Origin of the sequence: Serratia sp. FDAARGOS_506, from assembly GCF_003812745.1 — a bacterium.
Taxonomy (GTDB): Bacteria; Pseudomonadota; Gammaproteobacteria; order Enterobacterales; family Enterobacteriaceae; genus Serratia.
The window spans coordinates 2,709,105-2,731,882 of record NZ_CP033831.1; the positions used below are offsets into that span (position 1 = coordinate 2,709,105).

Consider the following 22,778-nt stretch of genomic DNA (forward strand, 5'->3'; position numbering starts at 1 on the left):
AACGCGAAAAATGGAATCGTTTACACTTGAGTGAAAAGCACCTGATTAGCGGAGAGAAAGATTCAACAGGGGAAAGTGAGGTGTTGCCGTGCGGTGTTGGTGATAGCGTTTTCACCTTGACCAGCCGGCAGAGAGAGAGACTCTCTGCCGGCGTCAGCCGTTAGGCGTGCTGATACAGCGGGTAGGTGAAGAACAGCAGATGAGTCAGGTTAAGCCCGAAATGGAACAGAATCGGCACCCACAGGCGGCCGCTCCACATCCATGCCAGGCCGTAGATCACGCCGGCCAGCGTCGCGAAGATCACCATCAGCATCCCGCCGGCCAAATGCGCGGCGCCGAACACCAGGGCGGCGACGATCAGCGCCGGCCAGGCCCCCAGCCACTGACTGAGGCGCTGTTGCAGGTAGCCGCGAAACAGCGCCTCTTCGGCCATACAGACGAAGAACAGGTTAGCCATTACGAATGGCAGCATCCAGGCGGGGGCATGCAGCTCGATTTTTAAGCCACCCAGCGCCACGGCCAGCAGCAACAGCGCCGGCACGGCCAGCACCAGCGCAATCCAGCCCGCTTTGCCGGCGTTGCCGCCGCGTTCGGCGGAAAACAGCGTGGGCAAGCAGGCGAACAGCAGAAAGGGCACCATCGCCTTGTCGAAGTTGTAATACATGGTGAACGGCGCGCTGAGCGGGCCGGCTTTTTCGCCGTCGATCATCAGCTGGTTGTGGATGCCCGGCACCAGGTGCAGGAGCAGCGCGACGCAGCCGGCGACCACCAACCCTTCGAACGCGATCGCCAGATTACGCTGCTCACGAAAATGGTGACGCAGCCCCGCCAGCGCAACGATGGCCAACAGGCAACCCAGGCTGAGTGGCGTCAGTACCCCATGATAAAGCCCCATGCCCGCCGAGGCGGCCAGGATCACCCAGGCTATCAGCCGGTTAAACGGCAAGAAAAATAACGAAGCAGCCAGTACGCCCCACATAATATGTCCCTTTAAAATATGTACACGGCGCTCAGCGCCTTTGCGGCGTGCGATGATGGCGAAATTGAGCGCTAAAGCGGATAGTAGCACACCAGAATGACGTTAAAGGTCGGTGCAGTGACGCATTCATGCATGGTGCCGGCCCACACGACCGGCGGTATTGAGCTCAGCCTTTCATCCAGGCCTGTGAACGGGTGATCTCGGCCAGGTTTTGCAGGGTGTCCAGGCTCTGCTGGTGGATCTCTTGCGTGGGGGCTGCGCACAGGTCGTGCAGCACGGTCACCTGAAAGCCGGCGTCGTGCGCCTGACGCGCGGTGCTCTCGATGGCCAGCGGCGTGCTGACGCCCGCCAGCAGCAGATGATGGCACCGATGCTGCCGTAGCCAGGCTAACAAATTGTTACCGGAGAAAGCGCTAACCGCCGTTTTTTCAAACAGCAGATCGGTCTCTTCCTGATGCAGTTCGGGCATCCAGCGGCAGCCTGGGCTGTTAAGCCGCAGCGCGCCTATCTGTTTCAAATGGTTGAACAGCGGCGAGTGGGGGGGAATATCATGATAATCGTCGGCGAATCCCACCCGCACCCAAATCACCGGGATTTTTCGTACCCGGGCGTAGGCTGCGGCGGCATTGACGTTGGCGATCAGGTGGGTTGCAAGCACCTGTTCGCGGCAGTGGTTGGCGCGCCCTTTGGGCCCGATCAGATCCTCGATCAGGTCGATAATAATCAACGCAGCGGACATGGCGTCTCCAGAAAATGGCCTTCTTTCTTTCTATGATAAAAGGCCAAATGTGATGTGCTGCGGTGAAGTGTTGCCGGATATGTTTACGCCGCGCTTCAGGCGGAGGCCGCCTCCAGTCGTTGCTGCTGGTAGCCGTAGCCGCCCTCGCCGTCGGGCACGAAGCTGAGGCGGTGAGTGATGCACTGCGGCGCGTCTTCGGCATGGTGCGAGACGAACAGCAGCTGGGTGGCGCCCTGGCCGATCAACACGTCGATGAAGCGGCGCACCAGCTGGCGATTGATCGGATCCAGCCCTTGCAGCGGCTCGTCGAGGATCAGCAGCGCCGGGTGCTTCACCAGCGCGCGAGCGATCAGCGCCAGCCGCTGTTGCCCCCAGGAAAGGCTGTGGAACGGAGCGTCGCCGCGCGCGCCGTCGAGCCCGAGCAGCGCGAGCCATTGTTCGGTCAGCTGCCGCTGACGATCCGACACCGCCTGATAAATGCCGATCGAGTCGAAGAACCCCGACAGCACCACGTTGCGCACGCTGGTGTTGACGCGATAGTCCAGATGCAGGCTGCTGCTGACGTAGCCGATATGGCGCTTGATCTCCCAGATGGTTTCTCCGCTGCCGCGGCGGCGGCCGAACAGCGTCAGATCGTTGCTGTAGCCCTGCGGATGATCGCCGGTGATCAAACTGAGCAGCGTGGATTTGCCGGCGCCGTTCGGGCCGACGATCTGCCAATGTTCACCGGGGTTAACCTGCCAGTCGAGATGATTGAGGATCGGCCGATCGTTATAGCTGACCACGCCGTCGCGCAGGACGATCAGCGGCCGATCCGCCGGCAGCGCCACCTTTTGCGTCGGATCCTCTGTCTCCGGCAGCGCCAACCCGCTGAGGTTTTCACTGTGCGCCAGCTGTGCCACCAGTGCGTCCGCCATCACCTGGCTGCGCGGCCCGCGGCTGGTCAAGGTGCAGTCCGCCAGCACGCCCACTTGCCGGACAAAATCCGGGATTTCGTCGAACCGGTTGAGCACCAGCACCAGGGTCTGGCCCTGGGCGGAAAGCTCGCTCAGTAATGCGGCGAGCTGCGCGCGCGAGTGAATGTCCAGCCCGTCGAAGGGCTCGTCGAGGATCAGCAGGTCAGGCTCGGGCATCAGCGCCCGGCACAGCAGGGTTTTACGCGTTTCGCCGGTGGAGAGGTATTTGAAGCGGCGCGTCAGCAGGGCGGTGATGCCGAACTGCGCGGCCAGCCGCTCACAGCGCGCGGCGTCTTTCACTTCTTCCTGAATGATTTCCGCTGCGGTGCGGCCGGTGTCGTCTTCGTCCGCGCTGAGCAGATCGGTGTTGTTGCGTTGCCACTCGTCGCTGACCATTTTTTGCAGCTGTTCGAAGGAGATGCGCACCGCGTACTGAAAATCGCTGCGGCGTTCACCGCTCAGCAGAACCAGTTCGTCGGCCAGCGCGCGCGCCAGGGCGGATTTGCCGCTGCCGTTGGCGCCGACGAAGGCCCAGCTGTCGCCTGCCTGTATCGCGAGCGCTTCCAGCGTCAGGGTGCGGGTATCGCTTAAGCGGAATGAACCTTGCGAAATGTGCAACGACGACATCACCTGTTCCTTTTTTTGCAATTATTTGCCTTAGAAATAGGCGTATTGCAGGGGGATGTCAATCAACAAAAACGCAACGTCACGTTGCGCTTAACACAACGTGGCAACAATCACGCGATCGGCGTTGAACAGGGCGTGTACGGCGGTGCCGACGCTCAGCTGCAGACGCTGCAACTCCGCCGTCGTCAGGGTGGCGCACAGGGTTTCGCCGCCCGCCAGCGTCACCAGCACCTCGCTGTGTTCGGCACCCGGCTGAATGCCGGCCACCACGCCCGCCAGTACGTTATCCGCGCCGGCATGTTCTGCCGTATCGACGCTTAACCGCACCCAGGGCGCCTTGATCAGCGCCAACACCTCTTTGCCCGGCGTCAGCTGCAGTCGGTCGGCGCTTTGCTGGGTGATGGCCGCCGTCAGGCGAGTAGTGCCGTCGTTCAGCAAAATCGCCAGGTGTTGCTGCACCTGCTGATGATCGCGTTCGATGACGGTGCCGAAAAACTGATTGCGCGCGCTGGTTTGCAGCGAGAAGCGCGAGATGGCCGCCAGCAGGCTGTCGAGCGGCAGATCGTCCTGCTGCAACACGTCGAAAGCTTTTTGCTGCACCTGGCCCAGCAGGTCATACAGCTGGATCAACCGCTGGCCATAGTGCGTCAGCTGCGCGCCGCCGCCGCCTTTACCGCCGGTGGCGCGTTCCACCACCGTTTGTTCCGCCAGCTGGTTCATTTCATTGATGGCGTCCCAGGCGCTTTTATAGCTGATGCCCGCCAGTTTGGCGCCCTGGCTGATGGAGCCGGTGTGCTGCACCTGTTTCAGCAGCGCGATGCGGCGCGGATCGGCGAACAGCTTTTGCTGGAGTTTAAGAGTAAGAAGAATTTCGGCCTGCATAGCGCATCCTGTCGGCAGCAAAAATCTTATTGTCGCCGATTTGGCGGCAAAGCGCCAAACGCACTGCGGTGGAGCGCGGGGCAATAAAGACTGGTATTGCTTTATTGTTATAATATAACATAACAGAAAAACGATAAGGCTTTACGCCGGCTGCGGCCGGTTTTTATTTCACCACAGGGATGCTCCACATGAGTACGACACACCGGCGTTTTGGCACGCCCAGAAAATCTTTATGCCTTGCCGCCTGGGTCGGCGGCGCACTGACGGCGCCGCTGGCTTTCGCCGCCGACTGCGATAAAGCTCGCAATGCTACGGGATGCGAAGAACAGCTCACCGTGGAGGCGGTGGCCCCCGCCGGGCGCTACGATGCGTTGAGCGCCGTGAGCCGCAGTGCTTCGCAGCTCGGGCTGAGCGCTCGGGAGACGCCGCGCAGCGTCGATATCATCAGCGCACGGGCGATTCAACAGCGGGGCGATCGCTCGCTGGCCGCCGCCGTCGAGCACGCCACCGGTCTGTCCGGCGTCGCTTCGCCAACGTTGTCCAACAACTTTTCCGCGCGCGGTTTCCGGCCTATCGCCTGGCTGTATAACGGCGTAGAGATGCCTGGCAGCACGCTGCAGCTGGGCGATCCGGCGCATTACGACAGCATCGAGATACTGCGCGGGCCGGGATCGGCCTTGAACGGCCTGAGCGCCGCAGGCGGCAGCGTCAACCTGATTTCGCGGCGGCCGACCTTCAGCCGCCAGCCGCTCGAGCTCGATTATGGCTTCGGCAGCTACCGCAGCCAGCGTCTGCATCTGGGGGCCGGCGGCGCGCTGGTGGACGATGCGGTGGCGTACCGGTTGGACGTCAGCGGCAACGACAGCGGCAGCAACGTGCAGTATGAACGCGATCGGCAGAAGCGGGTTTCCGGCTCGCTGCTGTTTAAGCTGACGGACGATGCGTTGTTGACGCTGAGCCTGGACCGCATGCTCAACCGCACCAACAATCCTTACTACGGCACGCCGCTGCTGGACGGGCGTATTGCCGGCGAGCTGCGCGATATCAATTACAACAACCTGACCGACAGCCGCATCCAGAGCAACGCCACCGCATTTCAGGCCAGCCTGGACTGGTTTATGACGCCCGAAGTGGAATGGCATAACCAATTCTATTACTACAGCGGCTTTCGCGAATGGCGTAACGTCGAGCGCTTCCGCGTCGCGGCGGCGGCCCGGCCCGGCGACGTCAATCGCGACTCCTTCGGCGCCCTGGCGCACGACGACGATCTGATCGGCAACCGCAGTTCGCTGGTGTTCGACCGCGCCATCGCCGGTTTTGATAACCGGTTGCTGGTCGGCCTCGATCTGAGCAAGCGGCATTTTCAGTATTATTCCAACGGTTTCCCCGGCTCGGAAGACGTACCGCTTGGCGCGCCGCCCAGAGAGCCGTTCGCCCAGGGTACCGACCGCCAACGCGCGCCGGTGCGCCACGTCACCCAGAACCAGTACGCCGCCTTTCTCGAGGATCGCTTCAGCCTGACCGAGCGTTTAGCGTTGCTGGGCCAGCTGCGCTACAACCATATGAACATGGACTGGCGCTTCCAGGGGCCGCAGGAAGAGAGCCGCGCGCACACCTACGTTTTCAGCACCTGGAGCCTGGGCCCCAGCTATGCATTGACCGATAACCTCACGCTCTACGCCAACTACACCACCGGCCAGGAGCCTGGCAACGATCTGTTCTTCCTCAGCCCAACGCAGACCGATCTGCCGCTGACACGAGCGCGCCAGTGGGAGGCCGGCGCCAAAGGGCAGTTCTGGGGTAACAAGGGCGAGGCGACGCTGGCGCTGTATGAACTGCGCAAGGACAACCTGTTTGTGCCCGACGCGCAGCGGCCGGATGCGTTGAACGCGGTAGGCAGGCAGACGTCGCGCGGCATTGAGCTTGGCGTGGTGCTGCGTCCCGACGAGCGCTGGGAGCTGGCCGGCAACGCCGCCTACACGCATGCCCGCTACGACGACTACCGCGGCGGCAGCCCGCTGCGCAGCTACAACGGCAATCTCCCGGCCTATATCCCGGACTGGACCGCCAACCTCAGCGTGCATTATCAGGCGACGGAACGCCTGGGGCTGGCTTCTTCACTGCGCTACGTCGGCAGCAGTTACAACGACGACGCCAATCAGCGCAAGATGCGCGCGTACACCACGCTCGATCTGGCGGCGGACTATCAGTTGACGCCGATCGTTGATGTCGGTTTTCGCATTCGCAACGCTACCAACCAGCTGTACGCCTATCAGCGCACCTACCCGGACCAGGCGCTGATCGCGCCGCCGCGCAGCTATGAAACCTTCGTATCGGTCAGGTTCTGACGGCGTGAAGCGCTGGCTTGCTCTGCTGTTGTGCGCCCTGGGATTGGGCGGGGGCGTGCCGCTGCATGCTGAGGCCGTCGGCCTGCAAAATTGCGGGCTGACGCGCGATTACCCGCAGCCGCCGCAGCGGGTGCTGGTTTACGCCAACCCGGCGCTGGAAAACCTGCTGGCGCTGGGGCTGGCTGACCGCGCAATCGGCGTGGTCGGGTATGACCGCACGCGCGATCCCGCCCCGACGGCGTCGGCCGATGTGCTGCAGGCGCCCACCAGCCCGGCACCGCCCACGGCGGAAGCGTTGTTGCTGATGCGGCCGGATTTTGTTTATTCGGCCAGCTATTACTGGCTGCACAGCTCGGAAACGCCCGATCGGGCGCGGCTGGAGGAATGGGGCATCGGCACTTATCTCTCTCCCGGCGCCTGCAGCGGCCAGCAAAGCGCGATCGCCGCGGCGCTGACGTTCGAGGATATTTTCACCGAGCTGCGGGAACTGGCGCGCATTTTCAACGTCAGCCGCGCCGGTGAAGCGCTGATCGAACGGCTGCGCGGGCAGCTGAGGGCGCTTGAGCCGCAGCGCGCTCAATTGCCGCATTGGCGTCTGCTGTGGTGGTATGCCGGCGTGCAGACGCCCTATGTGGCGGGGTGCTGCGGCGCGCCAGGCTTGCTGAGCCGCAGCGTCGGCAGCGAGAACCTGTTCGGCGATCGGCCCGAGCTGTGGCCGACGGTGTCCTGGGAAACCATCGCCGCCCGCGATCCGGATGCGATCGTGCTTGGCGATCTGCCGCGCGGCGGCTTTGGCGACAGCGCGGCGGACAAGATCGCCTTTCTGGAGCATCACCCGCTGACCGCTACGCTGCGCGCCGTGCGTCAGCGGCGCTACGTGATCCTCCCCGGTTACGACATGGACCCTTCCGCCCGCACCGTGGCGGCGATGGGCCGTTTGATTCGAGGCCTGGCGGCTTTGCCGCCGCAGGCTCCGACATTTTTCAACAAGGAACCTTGATATGACTGCCGTTTCATTCTCCTCGCTGCTGGACTCCTGGGATCGCCAGCAGGCGGCCTACATCGCCGAACGGGAAGCGCGTTTTAACGCCCAGCTGGACGTGCTGGCGCTGGCCGCCGGCCAGGATTTTCACGTGGTGGATTTGGCCTGTGGCCCAGGCTCGCTGAGCCTGCGCATTTTGCAGCGCTTTCCGCAGGCCAGGGTGACCGCCATCGATCTCGATCCGCTGCTGCTGGCGGTGGCGCGCGGCGCGCTGGCGGAGTACGGTGATCGGATCCGCATTCTGCAGGCCGATCTGGCGGATCCCGCCTGTTTTTCCGCGCTGTCCGGCCCCGCGCCGCAGGCGGCGGTGTCCAGCACGGCGCTGCACTGGCTGATGCCCGAGCAGCAGCTGGCGCTGTACCGCAACGTTGCCGGGCTGCTGGCCGACGGCGGCGTGTTCCTGAACGCCGATCATCAGCGTTATGACCAGCGCCAGCCGCGGCTGAAAGCATTGGCAGAGCGGCATGATGGGCAGACCCAACAGCGGGCTTGGGACGACGGCGTCGAGGATTGGGATCGCTGGTTTGCGGGCGCGCTGCAATCGCCGGCGCTGGCCGCTTATCAGGCCGAGCGTGAAGCGCTGTTTGCCGGCCGCCCGGTGCCGCCGCCGACGCCGGTGGATTTCCAGCTCGCGGCCCTCAGGCAAGCTGGTTTCAGCGAGGCGGGGACGGTGTGGCAGCTGTTGGACGACTATGTGATCGCAGGCTGGAAATAGCATGATCCGGCGGTTACTGCCCGGCCGTGAGGCCGGCTGGCTGCTGTTGCTGGCGGCGGCGCTGCCGCTGGCCCTGCTGGGTGCCACCCTGTCGGGGCCAGCGCCGATCGCGTGGCATGACGCCTGGCGTATCGTTTTCGGCGTCAGCGGCAGCGCGGCGACCGACGCCGAGGTGTATCAGCGCATCATCTGGTCGCTGCGGATGCCGCGCGCGCTGTTGGCGGCGCTGGCCGGCGCCGGGCTGGCGCTGGCGGGCACCGTGCTGCAGTCGCTTACCCGCAATCCGCTGGCCGATCCCTGGGTGCTGGGTATCTCCTCCGGCGCCGGCGTGGGGGCGGTAACGGTACTGGTATTGGGGCTGGGGGGCGGCCTGTTGTCGGTGTCCGGCGGCGCGTTTATCGGCGCGCTGGGAGCGTTTGCGTTGGTGATGCTGCTGGCCGGGCGTTCGCTGCAGGGGGAGTCCACGCTGTTTATTCTGGCCGGGGTGGCGGTGACGCAGTTGCTCTCTGCGCTGACTTCGCTGATCACCCTCTGGCAGGCGGATGCCAACGCCACGCGCGGCGTGATGTTCTGGCTGCTGGGATCGTTCAGCGACGCGCGCTGGCCGCAGGTCGGGCTGTGCGGGCTGGCGCTGGCGGCGGCGCTGCTGCTTTGTTGGCTGCGGGCGGGTGAACTGGACGCGCTGGCGTTCGGCGGCGTGACCGCCGCGTCGCTGGGGGTGGCGGTGGCTCCGCTGAAGCTGCTGCTGTATGTGGTGACCACCGCGCTGACGGCCGCGATCGTCGCGTTCAGCGGCGCGGTGGGATTTATCGGGCTGACGGTGCCGCATGTCGCCCGGCGGCTGGTCGGCTCGCGGCATCGGCTGCTGTTGCCGGCCAGCGCGCTATGCGGCGCTCTGTTCGCCGTGGCGGCGGACACCCTGGCCAGAACGCTGTTTGCCCCGCGCGAGCTGCCGGTCGGCGTGCTGACGGCGCTGCTGGGGGTGCCGGTATTCCTGCTGTTGCTGTATCGAAAGGTCAATGCATGACGATTGAAAAAGCGCGATCCGGCCTGTGCGCCGAAGCGGTGAGCTGGCGCGCGGGTACGCGCACGGTGCTGGAAAACCTTAGTTTCTGCGCCTTGCCCGGTGAGATCACCGGCGTGCTCGGCGTCAACGGCAGCGGTAAATCCACGCTGCTCAAGCTGCTGGCCGGGTTGCAGCCTGCCACCGGGGGCCGCGTTTGGCTCGAAGGGCGCGAAATCGCCGCGTTTTCCGGGCGGGAGCGCGCCAGGCGTATCGCCTTTCTCGAGCAATCTGCCCCCGGCGCCTTCGCGCTGCCGGTGAAGGAGGCGGTGCTGCTGGGGCGCCTGGCTCATGTCGGCCGCTGGCGCAGTTTCGGCCCCGAAGATCGACGCCTCGCCGGGCGGGCGATGGAGCAAGTGGGCATCAGCCACCTGGCCGATCGCGATTGGCAACGGCTGTCCGGCGGCGAACGGCAGCGGGTGCACCTGGCGCGCGCGTTGGCGCAGCAAACGCCGTGGCTGCTGCTGGATGAGCCAGCCAACCATCTGGATATCGCCCATCAGCAGCAGTTTATGGCCTTGCTGCGGCGGCTGAAGCTCAGCGTGGTGGTGACGCTGCACGATCTGAATCTGGCGGCCTGCTATTGCGATCGGGTGGCGCTGCTGCAGCGGGGCGGGATCTGCGCGGCGGGCGCGCCGCGACAGGCGCTGACGCCGGAGAACATTCGCGCAGTGTACGGGGTAGAGGCCCGGCTGGCGGCGCCCGCCGGCTATGCGCCGCCGCTGATCTATTACCCCGCACCGGCATGATCCCGGTGGAAAGGGCACGTTTAGCCGATCACAATTTCGCCCCGCTGGCTAAAATAACTCCGGTTTTGCCGATTTTTTGGGTTAGAATAACCCCTATGCGGTGAAAGGCATTTGCCGCTCAATGGGCAGTTAAGCGAGGCTATCATGTTGGAATTATTGAAAAGTCTGTTGTTTGCCGTGGTAATGGTGCCGGTGGTCATGGCGCTGATCCTCGGCCTGATCTACGGTTTTGGCGAAGTGTTCAACGTCTTCTCCAAAGTGGGCCGTTCGAAAGAAAACCGCACCCAGCACTGACCGTTCCCCATCCCGATACCCGCCGGCATCACCCGGCGGGCATTCCTCAAGTTATCTCACGCTTTGCCGATAAACCGCATGACAAGCTTTCGCGCAACGTTATATTATTTTTTATATAACGAAGAGTGATAATGCACGTTAACTTGCGGAGAAAAACAATGAAACAGCAATGGACCAAATGGGTTGGCGGGATCGTGTTGGCATCGGGCCTGGTGGCTCAGGCTTCTGCGGCGGAAAAGATCACCGTGTTCGCCGCCGCGTCGCTGACCAACGCGCTGCAGGACATCGCCACTCAGTATCAAAAAGGCAAGGACGTGCAGGTGGTTTCCTCCTTCGCGTCCTCCTCGACGCTGGCGCGCCAAATTGAGCAGGGCGCCCCGGCCGATCTGTTTATCTCCGCCGATCAACAGTGGATGGATTACGCCATCGACAAGCAGCAGATGGTGAAAGACACCCGCTACACGCTGCTGGGTAACGAACTGGTGCTGATCGCCGCCAAAAGCGATAAGCAAGATAAGATCGCCATCGACAAGCAGACCGACTGGGCCAAGCTGCTGAATGGCGGCCGCCTGGCGGTGGGCGATCCGGATCACGTGCCGGCCGGCATCTACGCCAAAGAAGCGCTGGAACACCTGGGTGCCTGGAACGCATTGGAACCGAAACTGGCGCGTGCCAACAACGTACGCAGCGCGATGGCGCTGGTGGAGCGCGGTGAAGCGCCGCTCGGCATCGTTTACGGTTCCGACGCGGTCGCCAGCGACAAGGTGAAAGTGGTGGGCGTATTCCCGGAAGACAGCCACAAACCGGTTGAATATCCGATGGCGATTGTGAAAGATCGTCAAAATCCGACGGTCAGCGCTTTCTATACCTATCTGAAGAGCCCGGAAGCGGCCGCTATTTTTGAACATTATGGATTCACCCCGCGTAAATGATTCTGAGTGAGTACGAGTGGCAGGCGGTTGAGCTGAGCCTGAAAGTCTCCGGTTTGGCGGTGGTCTGCAGCCTGCCGTTCGGCATTCTTATGGCCTGGGTGCTGGTGCGTTGCCGCTTTCCCGGCAAGGCGCTGCTGGACGGCATCATTCACCTGCCGTTGGTGCTGCCGCCGGTGGTGGTCGGCTATTTGCTGCTGATCGCCATGGGGCGGCGCGGCGTCATCGGCGAGCGGCTGTACGATTGGTTCGGTTTCAGCTTTAGCTTTAGCTGGCGCGGCGCCGCGTTGGCGTCGGCGGTGGTGGCGTTTCCGCTGATGGTGCGCGCTATCCGACTGGCGTTGGAGGCGGTGGACACTCGGCTGGAGCAGGCGGCTCGCACGCTGGGCGCCAACCCGTGGCGGGTGTTTTTCACCATCACGCTGCCGCTGTCGCTGCCCGGCGTCATTGTCGGCGTGGTGCTGGCCTTCGCCCGTTCGCTGGGGGAGTTTGGCGCCACCATCACCTTCGTCTCCAACATTCCGGGGGAAACCCGCACCATTCCGCTGGCGATGTATACGCTGATCGAAACGCCGGGGGCGGAGGCCGCCGCCGCGCGCCTGTGTGTGATCGCCATCGTGCTGTCGCTGGCTTCGCTGATGGTGTCCGAATGGCTGGCCCGCTGGGGCCGCAAACGGATGGGGGTGTAAATGCTGGAGCTGGATTTCTCGCAGCAGCTGGGCGACCTTAATCTCAACGTCCGCGCCGATTTGCCGGCGCAGGGCATCACCGCGATTTTTGGCCTGTCCGGCGCGGGCAAAACTTCCCTGATCAACGCCATCGGTGGCCTGACCCGTTTGCAGCAGGGGCGCATCTCGCTCAACGGCCGCACGCTGGTGGATACCGCCAGCGGTCTCTGCCTGCCGCCGGAAAAGCGCCGTATCGGCTACGTGTTTCAAGATGCGCGACTGTTCCCGCACTATCGGGTGCGCGGCAACCTGCAGTACGGCATGGCGGCCGGCATGCGCGCGCAGTTCAACACTATCGTCGAGCTGCTGGGCATCGGGCCGTTGCTCAATCGGCTGCCGCTGACGCTGTCAGGCGGTGAAAAACAGCGGGTGGCGATCGGCCGCGCGCTGCTGACCGCGCCGGAACTGCTGTTGATGGATGAACCGCTGGCCTCGCTCGATCTGCCGCGCAAACGCGAGCTGCTGCCGTATCTGGAACGGTTGGCGCAGGACGTCAACATCCCTATCCTCTACGTCAGCCACAGCCTGGACGAGATCCTGCGCCTGGCCGAGCAGGTGATGGTACTGGATCGCGGCGAGGTGCGCGCGTTCGGCGGGTTGGAAGCTGTCTGGGCCAGCAGCGCGCTGCGGCCATGGCTGCAGAGAGAAGATCAGAGCAGCGTGCTGCGCGTCAGCGTGATTGAGCATCATCAACGTTATGCCATGACCGCGCTGGCGCTCGGCGATCAAAGGCTGTGGGTCAGCGGCATCGGCGCCGAACTGGGCACTCAGCTGCGCATTCGCATCAACGCCGCCGACGTTTCGCTGGTGCTGCAGCCGCCGGTCAACAGCAGCATTCGCAACGTGTTGCCGGCCAAGGTGAGCGAGTGTCTGGACGTGGACGGGCAGGTGGAAGTGAAGCTGGCGGTCGGGGAGCATGTGCTGTGGGCGCGGATCACGCCCTGGGCGCGCGACGAACTGGCGATCCGCCCCGGGCAGTGGCTGTACGCGCAGGTGAAGAGCGTGTCGATCAGCCGCGAGAGCAGCTAAGACAGGCCCTCCCGGCGGGAGGGCGCAAAAACTACAGCACGCGGGTGCGGATCAGCTCGGCGATGCCCGGCTGCAGGTTATCGGCGATCACCAGATCGGCGCGTTCCTTGATCGCGTCATCGGCGTTGCCCATCGCCACGCCCAACCCGACCGCTTCCAACATGCTGATGTCGTTGTAGTTGTCGCCAAACGCCACCACCTGATCCATGCTCAGCTCCTGCGACTCCACCCATTGGCGCAGGCGCTTGCCTTTACTGTTGCCGCCTTTGGCGATATCCACCTGATCGTGCCAGGACCATTCGCACGCCAGCCCCAGCTCTTTCTCCACCGTGTCGGCAAACTCGCGCAGCGCCAGGGTATCGGCGTGCGAGGTGGCGAATTTCCAGATCGCCTGTGCGTCGTCGGCCGCCTGCGCCAGGCTGGCGACCTGCAGCAGCGTCGGACGCTGCGCCACCGGCAGGGTTTCGGCCCAGGCCAGCGAACGGGTCACGTGGCCGCTGGGCTCCTGGTAGAGCATGGCGTCGTCAACGTACATCAGCCCGTGAATGTCGGTTTGCTTGAGCATCTGCAGCACCTGCTTGGCCTGATCTTTCGCCAGCGGATCGGCCGCCAGCACCTTCTTCTGCTGAAAATCATACAGGTAGGTACCGTTGCAGCAGATGGCCGGAGTGTCTATCTGCAGCGCCTGGTAAAACGGATGGATGGCGACGTGGTGACGGCCGGTGACCACCACCACCTGGATGCCGGCGGCGCGCGCCTGCGCCAGCGCTTCCAGCGATTGCGGTAAGATGCGTTTTTGGTTGTCAAGCAGGGTGCCGTCAAGATCGAGGGCGATGACGCGGTAGCTCATAGGGTTCTCGTTATCGTTAGCCATAAAATTAATCCGATGGTACACCGGATAGCCAACGGAGAAAACCGCGTGAGCTTACGGTGCTAAGCGGGGTTGCCATGCGGCGGATGTGCGGTAAGCTAGGGGCAATCGAACGGCCTGAAACCGGTTCCTCTTTATACCCTTTGCAAGGAGAACACATGAAGCAAATCGTTTATGTCGCCAGCCCGGAGAGCCAGCAGATCCACGTCTGGCAGTTGGACGACGCCGGCGCGCTGACGCTGTTGCAAACCGTTGATGTGCCGGGCCAGGTGCAGCCGATGACCCTTCATCCGGACAAGACCCACCTGTATGTCGGCGTGCGTCCGGCGTTCGGCATCGTCAGCTACCGCATCGAGGCGGACGGCACGCTGCAGCAGGCCGGCATGGCGCCGCTGCCGGGCAGCCCAACCCATATCTCCACCGATTTGCAGGGGCGTTACCTGTTCTCCGCTTCCTACAGCGGCAACTGCGCCAGCATCAGCCCGATCGGCCACGACGGCGTGGTGACGGCGCCGATTCAACAGATCGACGGCCTGAGCGCACCGCACTCGGCGAACATCGACCCGACTAACCAACTGGTGCTGGTACCGTGCCTGAAAGAAGACCGCATCCGCCTGTTTAACCTCAGCCTGGCGGGCCAGTTGACGCCGCACGCGCAGGAAGCGGTGGATATCGCCGCCGGCGCCGGCCCGCGTCATATGGCGTTCCACCACAATGACAAATTCGCCTACTGCGTCAATGAGCTGGACGGTACGGTGGACGTGCTGGCCATTTCGGAAAACGGCGGCAAATACACCGTGACGCAGACGCTGGATATCATGCCGGCCGACTTCGACGGCACCCGCTGGGCGGCGGACATCCATATCACGCCGAATGGCCGCTTCCTGTACACCAGCGATCGCACAGCCAGCATTCTGACCATCTTCAGCGTTTCCGAAGACGGCGGCACGCTGAGCGTGGTTGGCTATCACCCAACCGAAGCGCAGCCGCGCGGTTTCAACATCGATCACAGCGGCCGCTTCGTGATTTCCTCCGGCCAGAAATCCGATCACATCGCGGTGCATGAGATTGACCAGAGCAGCGGTGAGCTGACCACGCTGGCGCGCTATCCGGTAGGCAAAGGCCCGATGTGGGTGAGCGTGTTGGCGAAGTGATTCGGCAGCCTGGAAAATAGGGAAAAGCGCGGTTCGGTTGAGCCGCGCTTTTTTTACTGGCGGGGGATCAGTTGAACGTCACCGTCAGCGTGGCGCTGCCGAGGCTGTGGAAATGGACGTTGAAGCCCACCAGCGCGCCGCTGGCCCCCTCATCAACCTCGATACGTTCCACGTCCAGCGCATGCACGGTGAACTGGTAGCGGTGGCTCTCGCCCTCTGGCGGCGCCGCGCCGCCGTAGCCGGCCGAGCCGAAGTCGGTGCGGGTCTGCAGTGCGCCGGCGGGCAGCGGGGCTTTGCCGGAGCCCGCGCCCTGCGGCAGCTCGCGCACGTCGGCGGGAATGTTGGCCACGATCCAGTGCCACCAGCCGGAGCCGGTCGGGGCATCGGGATCGTAAACGGCGATCACGAAGCTCTTGGTACCGGCCGGCACGCCGTCCCAGGCCAGGTGGGGCGACAGGTTATCGCCGTGGTAGCCCATGCCGTTGAAGACCTGCGCCTGCGGCAGCTTGCCGCCGTCCTGCAGATCGTTGCTGTACAAACGAAAAGCCATAGTGACTCCCAGTTGTCGATAAACGCGGACCCTTAAGCTAGATCGTTTCGCCGTGACAATACAAGTGGGATTGCCATTCGCCAACGGCGGCGCGGATCGGTTACCATGGCCGCATCTTCCTTTCTACAGACCGCCGGATAGCCAAACAACGCCACCATGATCTCACTGAAAAAACGCACGCCGTGGTTCGGCTGGCTACGCCGTTGGGCCAAAAGCATCAAGCGCGATATTTACGCGCTGTGGCTGGCCGCCCGTGATAAGCGCACCCCGTGGTACGCCAAACTGATCGCGCTGCTGGTGGCCGGCTATGCGATCTCGCCGATCGATCTGATCCCGGACTTCATTCCGGTGCTGGGCTATCTGGATGACGTAATCATCGTGCCGTTGGGCATCATGCTGGCGGTGCGCCTGATCCCCAAGCCGCTGATGGCCGAGCTGCGCGAGAAGGCGCAAAAGCGCGTCGATAACCCCACCGGCCGCATGGCGGCGGCGATGATCATTTTACTTTGGCTGCTGTGCCTGGGGTTGCTGGCCCGCTATCTGGACCAGCATTGGTAAGGCATTAACGCGCGGCGGCGGCGACGGCGGCCGTCAGGCGGGTGAGCTGCTCCGCTTCGATGATGTAAGGCGGCATCAGGTAAATCAGCTTGCCGAACGGCCGGATCCATACCCCACGCTCGACGAACCCGCGCTGCAGCTCGGCGACATCCACCGGTTCACGCATCTCCACCACCCCAATCGCGCCCAGCACCCGCACGTCCGCCACCTTCGGCAGCGCCGCGAGCGGCAGCAGTTCCCGCTTCAGCTGAGCTTCGATGGCGTTCACCTGCGCCTGCCAGCGATTTTCCGCCAGCAGCGCCAGGCTGGCGTCCGCCACCGCACAGGCCAGCGGGTTGCCCATAAAGGTCGGCCCGTGCATAAAGCAGCCGGCCGCGCCGTTACTGATGGTTTCCGCCACGTGGCGGGTGGTCAGAGTGGCCGAGAGGGTCATGTAGCCGCCGGTCAGCGCCTTGCCCAGGCAGAGAATGTCCGGTACCACCTGTGCGTGCTCGCAGGCGAACAGTTTGCCGGTGCGGCCGAAGCCGGTAGCGATCTCGTCGGCGATCAGCAGTACCTGATGGCGATCGCACAGCTCGCGCACCCGCTTGAGGTAGGTCGGGTGGTAGATGCGCATGCCGCCGGCGCCTTGCACCACCGGTTCCAGGATCACCGCCGCCACTTCACCGGCGTGCTGCTCCAGCAGCGCGGCGAACGGCACGATGTCTTCTTCACGCCATTCCTCGTCGAAGCGGCACTGCGGCGCGGTGGCGAACAGGTGCGGCGCCAGGTAGCCCTGATAGAGGCTGTGCATCGAGTTGTCCGGATCGCAGACCGACATCGCGCCGAAGGTATCGCCGTGATAGCCGTGGCGCAGCGTCAGGATGCGCTGCCGCCGCTCACCGCGCGCCTGCCAATACTGCAGCGCCATTTTCAGCGACACTTCCACCGCCACCGAACCAGAATCCGCCAGGAACACGCACTGTAGTGCTTCCGGCGTCATCTCCACCAGCCGACGGCACAGCGAGATGGCGGCCGGATGGGTAATGCCGCCGAACATCACGTGCGACATCTTCTCCAGCTGCTGGCTGGCGGCCTGATTCAGATGCGGATGGTTGTAACCGTGGATCGCCGCCCACCAGGAGGACATGCCGTCCACCAGACGCCGGCCGTCCGCCATCTGCAGCTCGACGCCGCTGGCCGACTCGATCGGATAACAGGGTAACGGGCGGCTCATGGAGGTGTAGGGGTGCCAGATATGACGTTGGTCAAACGCCAGGTCGGAAGCGGTGACAGACATACTTGTAAACCAAATTGGATTAAGATTGGTTGACAGTATATCCACAATATTTAAACTGGCGACACTTTTTCGTTTTGGAGACGCCATGATGGCTGACCGCATTCACTGGACTGTAGGGCAAGCCCAGGCCCTGTTTGATAAACCTTTGCTTGAACTGCTGTTCGAAGCGCAAACCGTACACCGCCAGCACTTCGATCCGCGTCAGGTGCAGGTCAGCACGCTGCTGTCGATCAAAACCGGCGCTTGCCCGGAAGATTGCAAATACTGCCCGCAAAGCTCGCGCTACAAGACCGGCCTGGAGTCGGAGCGATTGATGCAGGTCGAGCAGGTGCTGGAATCGGCGCGCAAGGCCAAGGCGAACGGTTCGACCCGTTTTTGCATGGGGGCGGCGTGGAAGAACCCGCACGAGCGCGATATGCCTTATCTGCAGCAGATGGTGCAGGGCGTGAAAGCGATGGGCATGGAAACCTGCATGACGCTGGGCACGCTGGACGGCACTCAGGCCGAGCGCCTGGCGGAGGCCGGGCTGGATTATTACAACCATAACCTCGATACCTCGCCGGAGTTCTACGGCAGCATCATCACCACCCGCAGCTACCAGGAACGCCTGGATACGCTCGACAAGGTGCGCGACGCCGGCATCAAAGTGTGCTCCGGCGGCATCGTCGGGCTGGGTGAAACCGTGCGCGACCGCGCCGGGCTGCTGGTGCAGCTGGCCAACCTGCCGAAGCCGCCGGAGAGCGTGCCGATCAACATGCTGGTGAAGGTAAAAGGCACGCCGTTGGCGGATAACGACGACGTCGATCCATTCGATTTCATCCGCACCATCGCGGTGGCGCGCATCATGATGCCGTCTTCTTATGTCCGCCTCTCCGCAGGCCGTGAACAGATGAACGAACAGACGCAGGCGATGTGCTTTATGGCCGGCGCCAACTCGATCTTCTACGGCTGCAAGCTGCTGACCACGCCGAACCCGGAAGAAGACAAAGACCTGCAGCTGTTCCGCAAGCTGGGGCTAAATCCGCAGCAGACCGCTACTGAACACGGCGACAACCAGCAACAACAGGTGCTGGCCAAGCAACTGCTGAACGCCGATACCGCCGAGTTTTACAACGCGGCGCCGTGATGAGCTGGCAACAACGCATCGAGCAGGCGCTGGCAGAGCGGCGCCTGAACGCCGCCTACCGTCGGCGACAGACCACCGAGGGCGGCAATGGCCGCCAGATCCGGCTCGGTGAGCGTCTCTACCTGAACTTCTCCGGTAACGACTACCTGGGGTTGAGCCAGGATGCGCGGGTGATCGCTGCCTGGCAGCAGGGCGCGCAGCGTTACGGCGTCGGCAGCGGCGGTTCGGGCCACGTGACCGGTTTTAGCGCGGCGCATCAGGCGCTGGAAGAACAACTGGCGGAGTGGCTCGGCTATCCGCGCGCGCTGCTGTTCATCTCAGGCTACGCCGCCAACCAGGCGGTGCTGGCGGCGTTGATGCAGAAAGGCGATCGCATTTTGTCCGATCGCCTCAGCCACGCTTCGCTGCTGGAGGCGGCGGCGCAGTCGCCGGCCGAGCTGCGCCGCTTCCAGCACAATCAGCCGCAGGCGCTGGCGGATCTGCTGGCCAAACCCTGCGACGGGCAGCGGCTGGCGGTGACCGAAGGGGTGTTCAGCATGGATGGCGACGGCGCGCCGTTGGCGGAACTGCATCGCTTAACCCGTGCGGCGGGCGCCTGGCTGATGGTGGACGACGCCCACGGCATCGGCGTGCGCGGCGAGCAAGGCCGCGGCAGCTGCTGGCAGCAGGGCGTGCGCCCTGAACTGCTGGTGGCGACCTTCGGCAAGGCGTTCGGCGTCAGCGGCGCGGCGGTGCTGTGCGATGAGGCGACCGCCGAGTATCTGCTGCAGTTCGCCCGCCATCTGATCTACAGCACCGCGATGCCGCCGGCGCAGGCCTGCGCGCTGCAGGCAGCGCTGGCCTGCATTCGAGAGGGCGATGACCTGCGCGCCCGGCTGCAGGACAATATTCGCCGTTTCCGCCAGGGCGCGGCACCGTTGGCGCTGACCCTGACGGACTCCGACACCGCCATCCAGCCGCTGCTGGTGGGGGACAATCAACGCGCGCTCGATCTGGCAACCCGCCTGCGCGAGCGCGGGCTGTGGGTAAGCGCCATCCGCCCACCAACGGTGCCGCCGGGCGGCGCGCGGCTGCGCATCACTCTGACGGCGGCGCATCAGCCGCAGGACATCGATCGCCTGCTGGAGGTATTGCATGACGTCAGCCAATGACGCGGTGAACAAACAGGCGGTCGCTTCGGCCTTCAGCCGTGCCGCCGGCAGCTACGATGCCGCCGCCGCGCTGCAGCGTGACGTTGGCGAGCGCTTACTGGGGATGGGGAGTACTCATCCGGGCGAACGGCTGCTGGATGCCGGCTGCGGCACCGGCTATTTCAGCCGCCTGTGGCGCGAGCGCGGCAAGCAGGTAACCGCGCTCGATCTGGCGCCGGGCATGCTGGATGTCGCCCGCCAACGGCAGGCGGCGCATCATTATTTGCTGGGGGATATCGAACAGGTGCCGCTGCCCGATGCGGCGATGGACATCTGTTTCAGCAGCCTGGTGGTGCAGTGGTGCAGCGATCTGCCCGCCGCGCTGGCGGAGTTGTATCGTGTGACCCGGCCCGGTGGCGCGATCCTGTTTTCCACGCTGGCGGCGGGATCGCTGCAGGAACTGGGGGACGCCTGGCAGCAGGTGGACGGCGAGCGCCACGTTAATGCCTTCCTGCCGCTGGCGCAGATCCGCGCCGCTTGTGCTGAATACCGACACGAGCTGGTCACGGAGTTACGCATCCTGAACTACCCGGACGTGATGACGCTGATGCGTTCGCTCAAGGGCATCGGGGCGACGCACCTGCATCAGGGGCGCGAGGGCGGCCTGATGTCGCGTGGCCGTCTCGCCGCGCTGCAGGCGGCTTACCCGTGCCGGCAGGGGGAATTCCCGCTCAGCTATCATCTGGTTTATGGAGTGATTTATCGTGATTAAACGTTGGTTCGTGACCGGTACCGACACCGAAGTCGGAAAAACCGTCGCCAGCAGCGCTTTGCTGCAGGCTGCCAACCGGGCGGGCTACCGCAGCGCCGGTTATAAGCCGGTGGCTTCCGGCAGCGAGATGACCACCGAGGGGCTGCGCAACGGCGACGCGCTGGCACTGCAGGCCAACAGCGGCGTGGCGCTTCGCTACGACGAAGTGAACCCTTACGTTTTTGCTGAACCGACCTCGCCGCATATCGTCAGCGCCGATGAAGGCCGACCGATCGACGCGGCGCGGCTGTCCGACGGCCTGCGCCGGCTGGAGCAGCGCGCCGACTGGGTGCTGGTCGAGGGGGCCGGCGGGTGGTTTACCCCGTTGTCGGCGCAGTACACCTTCGCCGACTGGGTGCAGCAGGAGCAACTGCCGGTGATCTTGGTGGTGGGCATTAAACTGGGCTGCATCAACCACGCGGTGCTGACAGCGCAGGCGGTGCGACAGGCGGGGCTGACGCTGGCCGGTTGGATCGCCAACGACGTGACGCCGCCGGGGCGGCGGCATCAGGAATATCTGGCTACGCTGCGCCGCATGCTGCCGGCACCGCTGCTGGGCGAAATCCCGCACCTGCCTCAGGCCGAACGGGCGCCGTTGGGGCAGTATCTGGATGTCAGCCTGTTATAAACGCTCAATGAGGGGGCTTTCCCCCTCATCCTCCTTCCTGTCCCGCCAGCTCGGTACCGATCAACGCCTCATCCAGCTGCGCCAGCGCACCGTGCGCCACAGTGCGCCCGCTGTCCAACAGGCAAAAGCGGTCCGCCACCCGGCGCACGAACGCTAACTGATGTTCCACCAGTAAAATGGTCATGCCTAATTCGCGGTTGAGCCGGCGGATCACGTTGCCTATGTCGGCGGCGATCGAGGGCGGCACGCCCGCCGTCGGTTCGTCGAGGATCAGCAGCGCCGGCTCTTGGGCCAGCGCACGAGCAATCGCCAGCTGGCGTTGGGCGCCCAAGCAAAGATCGCCGGCGCGGCGTGCGCGCATCTGGCGCAGATGGGGGAACAGGCTGTAGATCAGCGGCGGAATGCGGCGAGGGGCGCCGCGCCCGGCCATTTGCGCCACCTGCAGATTCTCCTCCACGCTCAGCTGCGAGAAGAGCTGCCGCCCCTGGGGTACGTGGCTGATGCCGAGTGCGGCGCGGCGCTCCATCGGCTGCAGCAGCAGGTTTTGCGGCGGCTGATCCGCCGGCTGCCAGGTCATGCTGCCGCTCACTACAGGCAGATGCCCCATGATGCAGTTGACCAGCGTGGTTTTGCCCACGCCGTTGCGCCCAAGCAGCACGGTACACTGGCCACGCGGCAGCTCCAGGTTGATGTCCCACAGGGTGTGGTTCTGCCCGTAAAATTGATTGACCGATCTCAGGTTCAGCATTTGACATTCTCCTCATAGACGCCCGTTTCACTCGTTGGCGGGGACTGCAAAGGCCGCATGGGCGGCGGATTTCCCGAGTGTGGTAATGTCTGGAACAAAATGCCGTCCGTCTAATGAGCCAGAGCAAGGTCTGCGGTGGACGGAATGACAGTCAATATGTCGTTAAAAACGACGCTTGTGACGACTTGGTGTCGTTCTTGCGCTTTTACGGGCGATAGCACTGCGGCGGTCATGTGCCGCGGCAGGCAGTGCATCATGCTGCCGCACCGCGTTTATACGCAGGAATATGAAGCAACTCCCAGGCCAGTTTTTGCCGCCGGGTGAAAACGGGGATTGTTACCACCTTGTTAACCGCTGGTCAGGCCTGACGCGCGCTGCCGTGGCGGCCTGAAAATGCGCAGGGAAGTTAACCCGGACGTTTTTTGCACTCTCATGGTGCTCTTCGGTGAGAAGATGGTGCAAGGCGTTGCGCCGCCGTCAAGAGCGATCCGCGTGAAAGGGGACAATGCGATTTTGGCAATGGGGATTTTTAGTATTAATCGGCATAAACAAAGCGATATTTTTATGAAAAAATAACTAAAAAAGGCATTTTGGTGAGTGTAAAGGGCGAAAAGCTTTCTTTCTGTAACTCCCGCCCCGGGCGGGGCGGTGAGAGTTATCCACTATTCCTGTGGATAACCTTGTGTATTAGATTTAGAAAAACGCTGTAAAGCGAGAGCCGACGCGGGTTCTGTTCGCTTTGTCCGCATTCTCGTCTTTTTGTTAATGTCATTAAATATCAGTAATTTAATTAAAATCAAGACGCAAGGGCATTGATCAGGTCTCTATGTATGATTTTTCGAC

At 63.5% G+C, this 22,778-nt stretch carries 24 protein-coding genes; 16 read left to right on the plus strand and 8 right to left on the minus strand.

The features are described from left to right. Positions 1-160 precede the first annotated feature (160 nt). The 4 genes from EGY12_RS13165 to modE all read right to left on the minus strand — a co-directional run bounded on the left by EGY12_RS13165 (position 161) and on the right by modE (position 4,183). Complete coding sequence (locus EGY12_RS13165) at positions 161-979, minus strand: CPBP family intramembrane glutamic endopeptidase (RefSeq protein ID WP_123894009.1); 819 nt, start codon at positions 977-979, stop codon at positions 161-163. A gap of 166 nt (positions 980-1,145) precedes the next feature. Next, positions 1,146-1,718, minus strand: a complete 573-nt coding sequence (locus EGY12_RS13170) for a cysteine hydrolase family protein (protein ID WP_123894011.1) — start codon at positions 1,716-1,718, stop codon at positions 1,146-1,148. A 95-nt stretch (positions 1,719-1,813) separates the two neighbouring features. Continuing rightward, on the minus strand, positions 1,814-3,301 hold the full coding sequence (gene modF / locus EGY12_RS13175; protein ID WP_123894013.1) for a molybdate ABC transporter ATP-binding protein ModF: 1,488 nt from the start codon (positions 3,299-3,301) through the stop codon (positions 1,814-1,816). 90 nt (positions 3,302-3,391) lie between these two features. Beyond that, positions 3,392-4,183: a molybdenum-dependent transcriptional regulator gene (gene modE, locus EGY12_RS13180; protein WP_123894015.1), complete on the minus strand. Its 792-nt coding sequence runs from the start codon at positions 4,181-4,183 to the stop codon at positions 3,392-3,394. 188 nt (positions 4,184-4,371) lie between these two features. Between modE and EGY12_RS13185 the strand changes: the two genes are divergently transcribed. The 9 genes from EGY12_RS13185 (at position 4,372) to modC (ending at position 13,080) form a co-directional block, all read left to right on the plus strand. Further along, positions 4,372-6,531 carry a TonB-dependent siderophore receptor gene (locus EGY12_RS13185; protein WP_123894017.1) on the plus strand — a complete coding sequence of 720 codons (2,160 nt, stop codon included), beginning with the start codon at positions 4,372-4,374 and terminating at the stop codon, positions 6,529-6,531. 4 nt (positions 6,532-6,535) lie between these two features. Next, positions 6,536-7,531 carry an ABC transporter substrate-binding protein gene (locus EGY12_RS13190; protein ID WP_123894019.1) on the plus strand — a complete coding sequence of 332 codons (996 nt, stop codon included), beginning with the start codon at positions 6,536-6,538 and terminating at the stop codon, positions 7,529-7,531. A gap of 1 nt (position 7,532) precedes the next feature. Further along, on the plus strand, positions 7,533-8,288 hold the full coding sequence (locus tag EGY12_RS13195; protein WP_123894021.1) for a trans-aconitate 2-methyltransferase: 756 nt from the start codon (positions 7,533-7,535) through the stop codon (positions 8,286-8,288). 1 nt (position 8,289) lies between these two features. Further along, positions 8,290-9,315: an iron ABC transporter permease gene (locus tag EGY12_RS13200; RefSeq protein WP_049201175.1), complete on the plus strand. Its 1,026-nt coding sequence runs from the start codon at positions 8,290-8,292 to the stop codon at positions 9,313-9,315. Then, the gene (locus tag EGY12_RS13205) at positions 9,312-10,100 is read left to right on the plus strand and encodes an ABC transporter ATP-binding protein (RefSeq protein WP_123894023.1); all 789 of its coding nucleotides are present in this window, start codon (positions 9,312-9,314) and stop codon (positions 10,098-10,100) included. The genes EGY12_RS13200 and EGY12_RS13205 overlap by 4 nt, the downstream gene beginning before the upstream one ends. A 144-nt stretch (positions 10,101-10,244) precedes the next feature. Then, on the plus strand, positions 10,245-10,394 hold the full coding sequence (locus tag EGY12_RS13210) for an AcrZ family multidrug efflux pump-associated protein (protein WP_004939813.1): 150 nt from the start codon (positions 10,245-10,247) through the stop codon (positions 10,392-10,394). A 158-nt stretch (positions 10,395-10,552) separates the two neighbouring features. Next, the gene (gene modA, locus EGY12_RS13215; RefSeq protein WP_123894025.1) at positions 10,553-11,326 is read left to right on the plus strand and encodes a molybdate ABC transporter substrate-binding protein; all 774 of its coding nucleotides are present in this window, start codon (positions 10,553-10,555) and stop codon (positions 11,324-11,326) included. After that, positions 11,323-12,012, plus strand: coding sequence for a molybdate ABC transporter permease subunit (gene modB / locus EGY12_RS13220; RefSeq protein WP_123894026.1), 690 nt, complete (start codon positions 11,323-11,325; stop codon positions 12,010-12,012). Before modA ends, modB begins: the two co-directional genes overlap by 4 nt. Further along, on the plus strand, positions 12,013-13,080 hold the full coding sequence (modC, locus tag EGY12_RS13225; protein WP_123894027.1) for a molybdenum ABC transporter ATP-binding protein ModC: 1,068 nt from the start codon (positions 12,013-12,015) through the stop codon (positions 13,078-13,080). It abuts the gene before it with no gap. Between the two features lie 31 nt (positions 13,081-13,111). On the opposite strand, the gene EGY12_RS13230 is transcribed toward modC, so the two are convergent. After that, on the minus strand, positions 13,112-13,930 hold the full coding sequence (locus tag EGY12_RS13230) for a pyridoxal phosphatase (RefSeq protein WP_123894028.1): 819 nt from the start codon (positions 13,928-13,930) through the stop codon (positions 13,112-13,114). A 179-nt stretch (positions 13,931-14,109) separates the two neighbouring features. Between EGY12_RS13230 and pgl the strand changes: the two genes are divergently transcribed. Continuing rightward, a complete protein-coding gene (gene pgl, locus EGY12_RS13235; protein ID WP_123894030.1) occupies positions 14,110-15,105 on the plus strand; it encodes a 6-phosphogluconolactonase in 996 nt (331 codons plus the stop codon). 67 nt (positions 15,106-15,172) lie between these two features. Here the strand turns inward: pgl and EGY12_RS13240 are convergent, their stop codons facing one another. Continuing rightward, positions 15,173-15,655, minus strand: a complete 483-nt coding sequence (locus EGY12_RS13240) for a kinase inhibitor (RefSeq protein WP_123894032.1) — start codon at positions 15,653-15,655, stop codon at positions 15,173-15,175. Positions 15,656-15,811: 156 nt separating this feature from the next. Between EGY12_RS13240 and EGY12_RS13245 the strand changes: the two genes are divergently transcribed. Next, on the plus strand, positions 15,812-16,213 hold the full coding sequence (locus EGY12_RS13245) for a YkvA family protein (protein WP_038870940.1): 402 nt from the start codon (positions 15,812-15,814) through the stop codon (positions 16,211-16,213). Between the two features lie 4 nt (positions 16,214-16,217). Here the strand turns inward: EGY12_RS13245 and bioA are convergent, their stop codons facing one another. Continuing rightward, on the minus strand, positions 16,218-17,492 hold the full coding sequence (gene bioA, locus EGY12_RS13250) for an adenosylmethionine--8-amino-7-oxononanoate transaminase (protein ID WP_123894034.1): 1,275 nt from the start codon (positions 17,490-17,492) through the stop codon (positions 16,218-16,220). 88 nt (positions 17,493-17,580) lie between these two features. Here bioA and bioB point away from each other — a divergent pair, with 88 nt between their 5' ends. From bioB to bioD, 4 genes are read left to right on the plus strand one after another with little or no spacing between them, the layout of a single operon-like run. Next, positions 17,581-18,618: a biotin synthase BioB gene (gene bioB, locus EGY12_RS13255; protein ID WP_031299723.1), complete on the plus strand. Its 1,038-nt coding sequence runs from the start codon at positions 17,581-17,583 to the stop codon at positions 18,616-18,618. Then, the gene (gene bioF, locus EGY12_RS13260) at positions 18,618-19,769 is read left to right on the plus strand and encodes an 8-amino-7-oxononanoate synthase (protein WP_123894036.1); all 1,152 of its coding nucleotides are present in this window, start codon (positions 18,618-18,620) and stop codon (positions 19,767-19,769) included. Before bioB ends, bioF begins: the two co-directional genes overlap by 1 nt. Then, a complete protein-coding gene (gene bioC / locus EGY12_RS13265) occupies positions 19,753-20,520 on the plus strand; it encodes a malonyl-ACP O-methyltransferase BioC (protein ID WP_123894038.1) in 768 nt (255 codons plus the stop codon). The genes bioF and bioC overlap by 17 nt, the downstream gene beginning before the upstream one ends. Then, positions 20,513-21,187 carry a dethiobiotin synthase gene (bioD, locus tag EGY12_RS13270; protein ID WP_123894040.1) on the plus strand — a complete coding sequence of 225 codons (675 nt, stop codon included), beginning with the start codon at positions 20,513-20,515 and terminating at the stop codon, positions 21,185-21,187. The genes bioC and bioD overlap by 8 nt, the downstream gene beginning before the upstream one ends. Before the next feature lie 25 nt (positions 21,188-21,212). Here bioD and EGY12_RS13275 read toward each other — a convergent pair whose 3' ends face one another. After that, a complete protein-coding gene (locus tag EGY12_RS13275; protein ID WP_123894042.1) occupies positions 21,213-21,935 on the minus strand; it encodes an ATP-binding cassette domain-containing protein in 723 nt (240 codons plus the stop codon). A gap of 393 nt (positions 21,936-22,328) precedes the next feature. Here EGY12_RS13275 and EGY12_RS13280 point away from each other — a divergent pair, with 393 nt between their 5' ends. Beyond that, positions 22,329-22,511, plus strand: a complete 183-nt coding sequence (locus EGY12_RS13280) for a hypothetical protein (RefSeq protein WP_123894044.1) — start codon at positions 22,329-22,331, stop codon at positions 22,509-22,511. Positions 22,512-22,778: the final 267 nt, after the last annotated feature.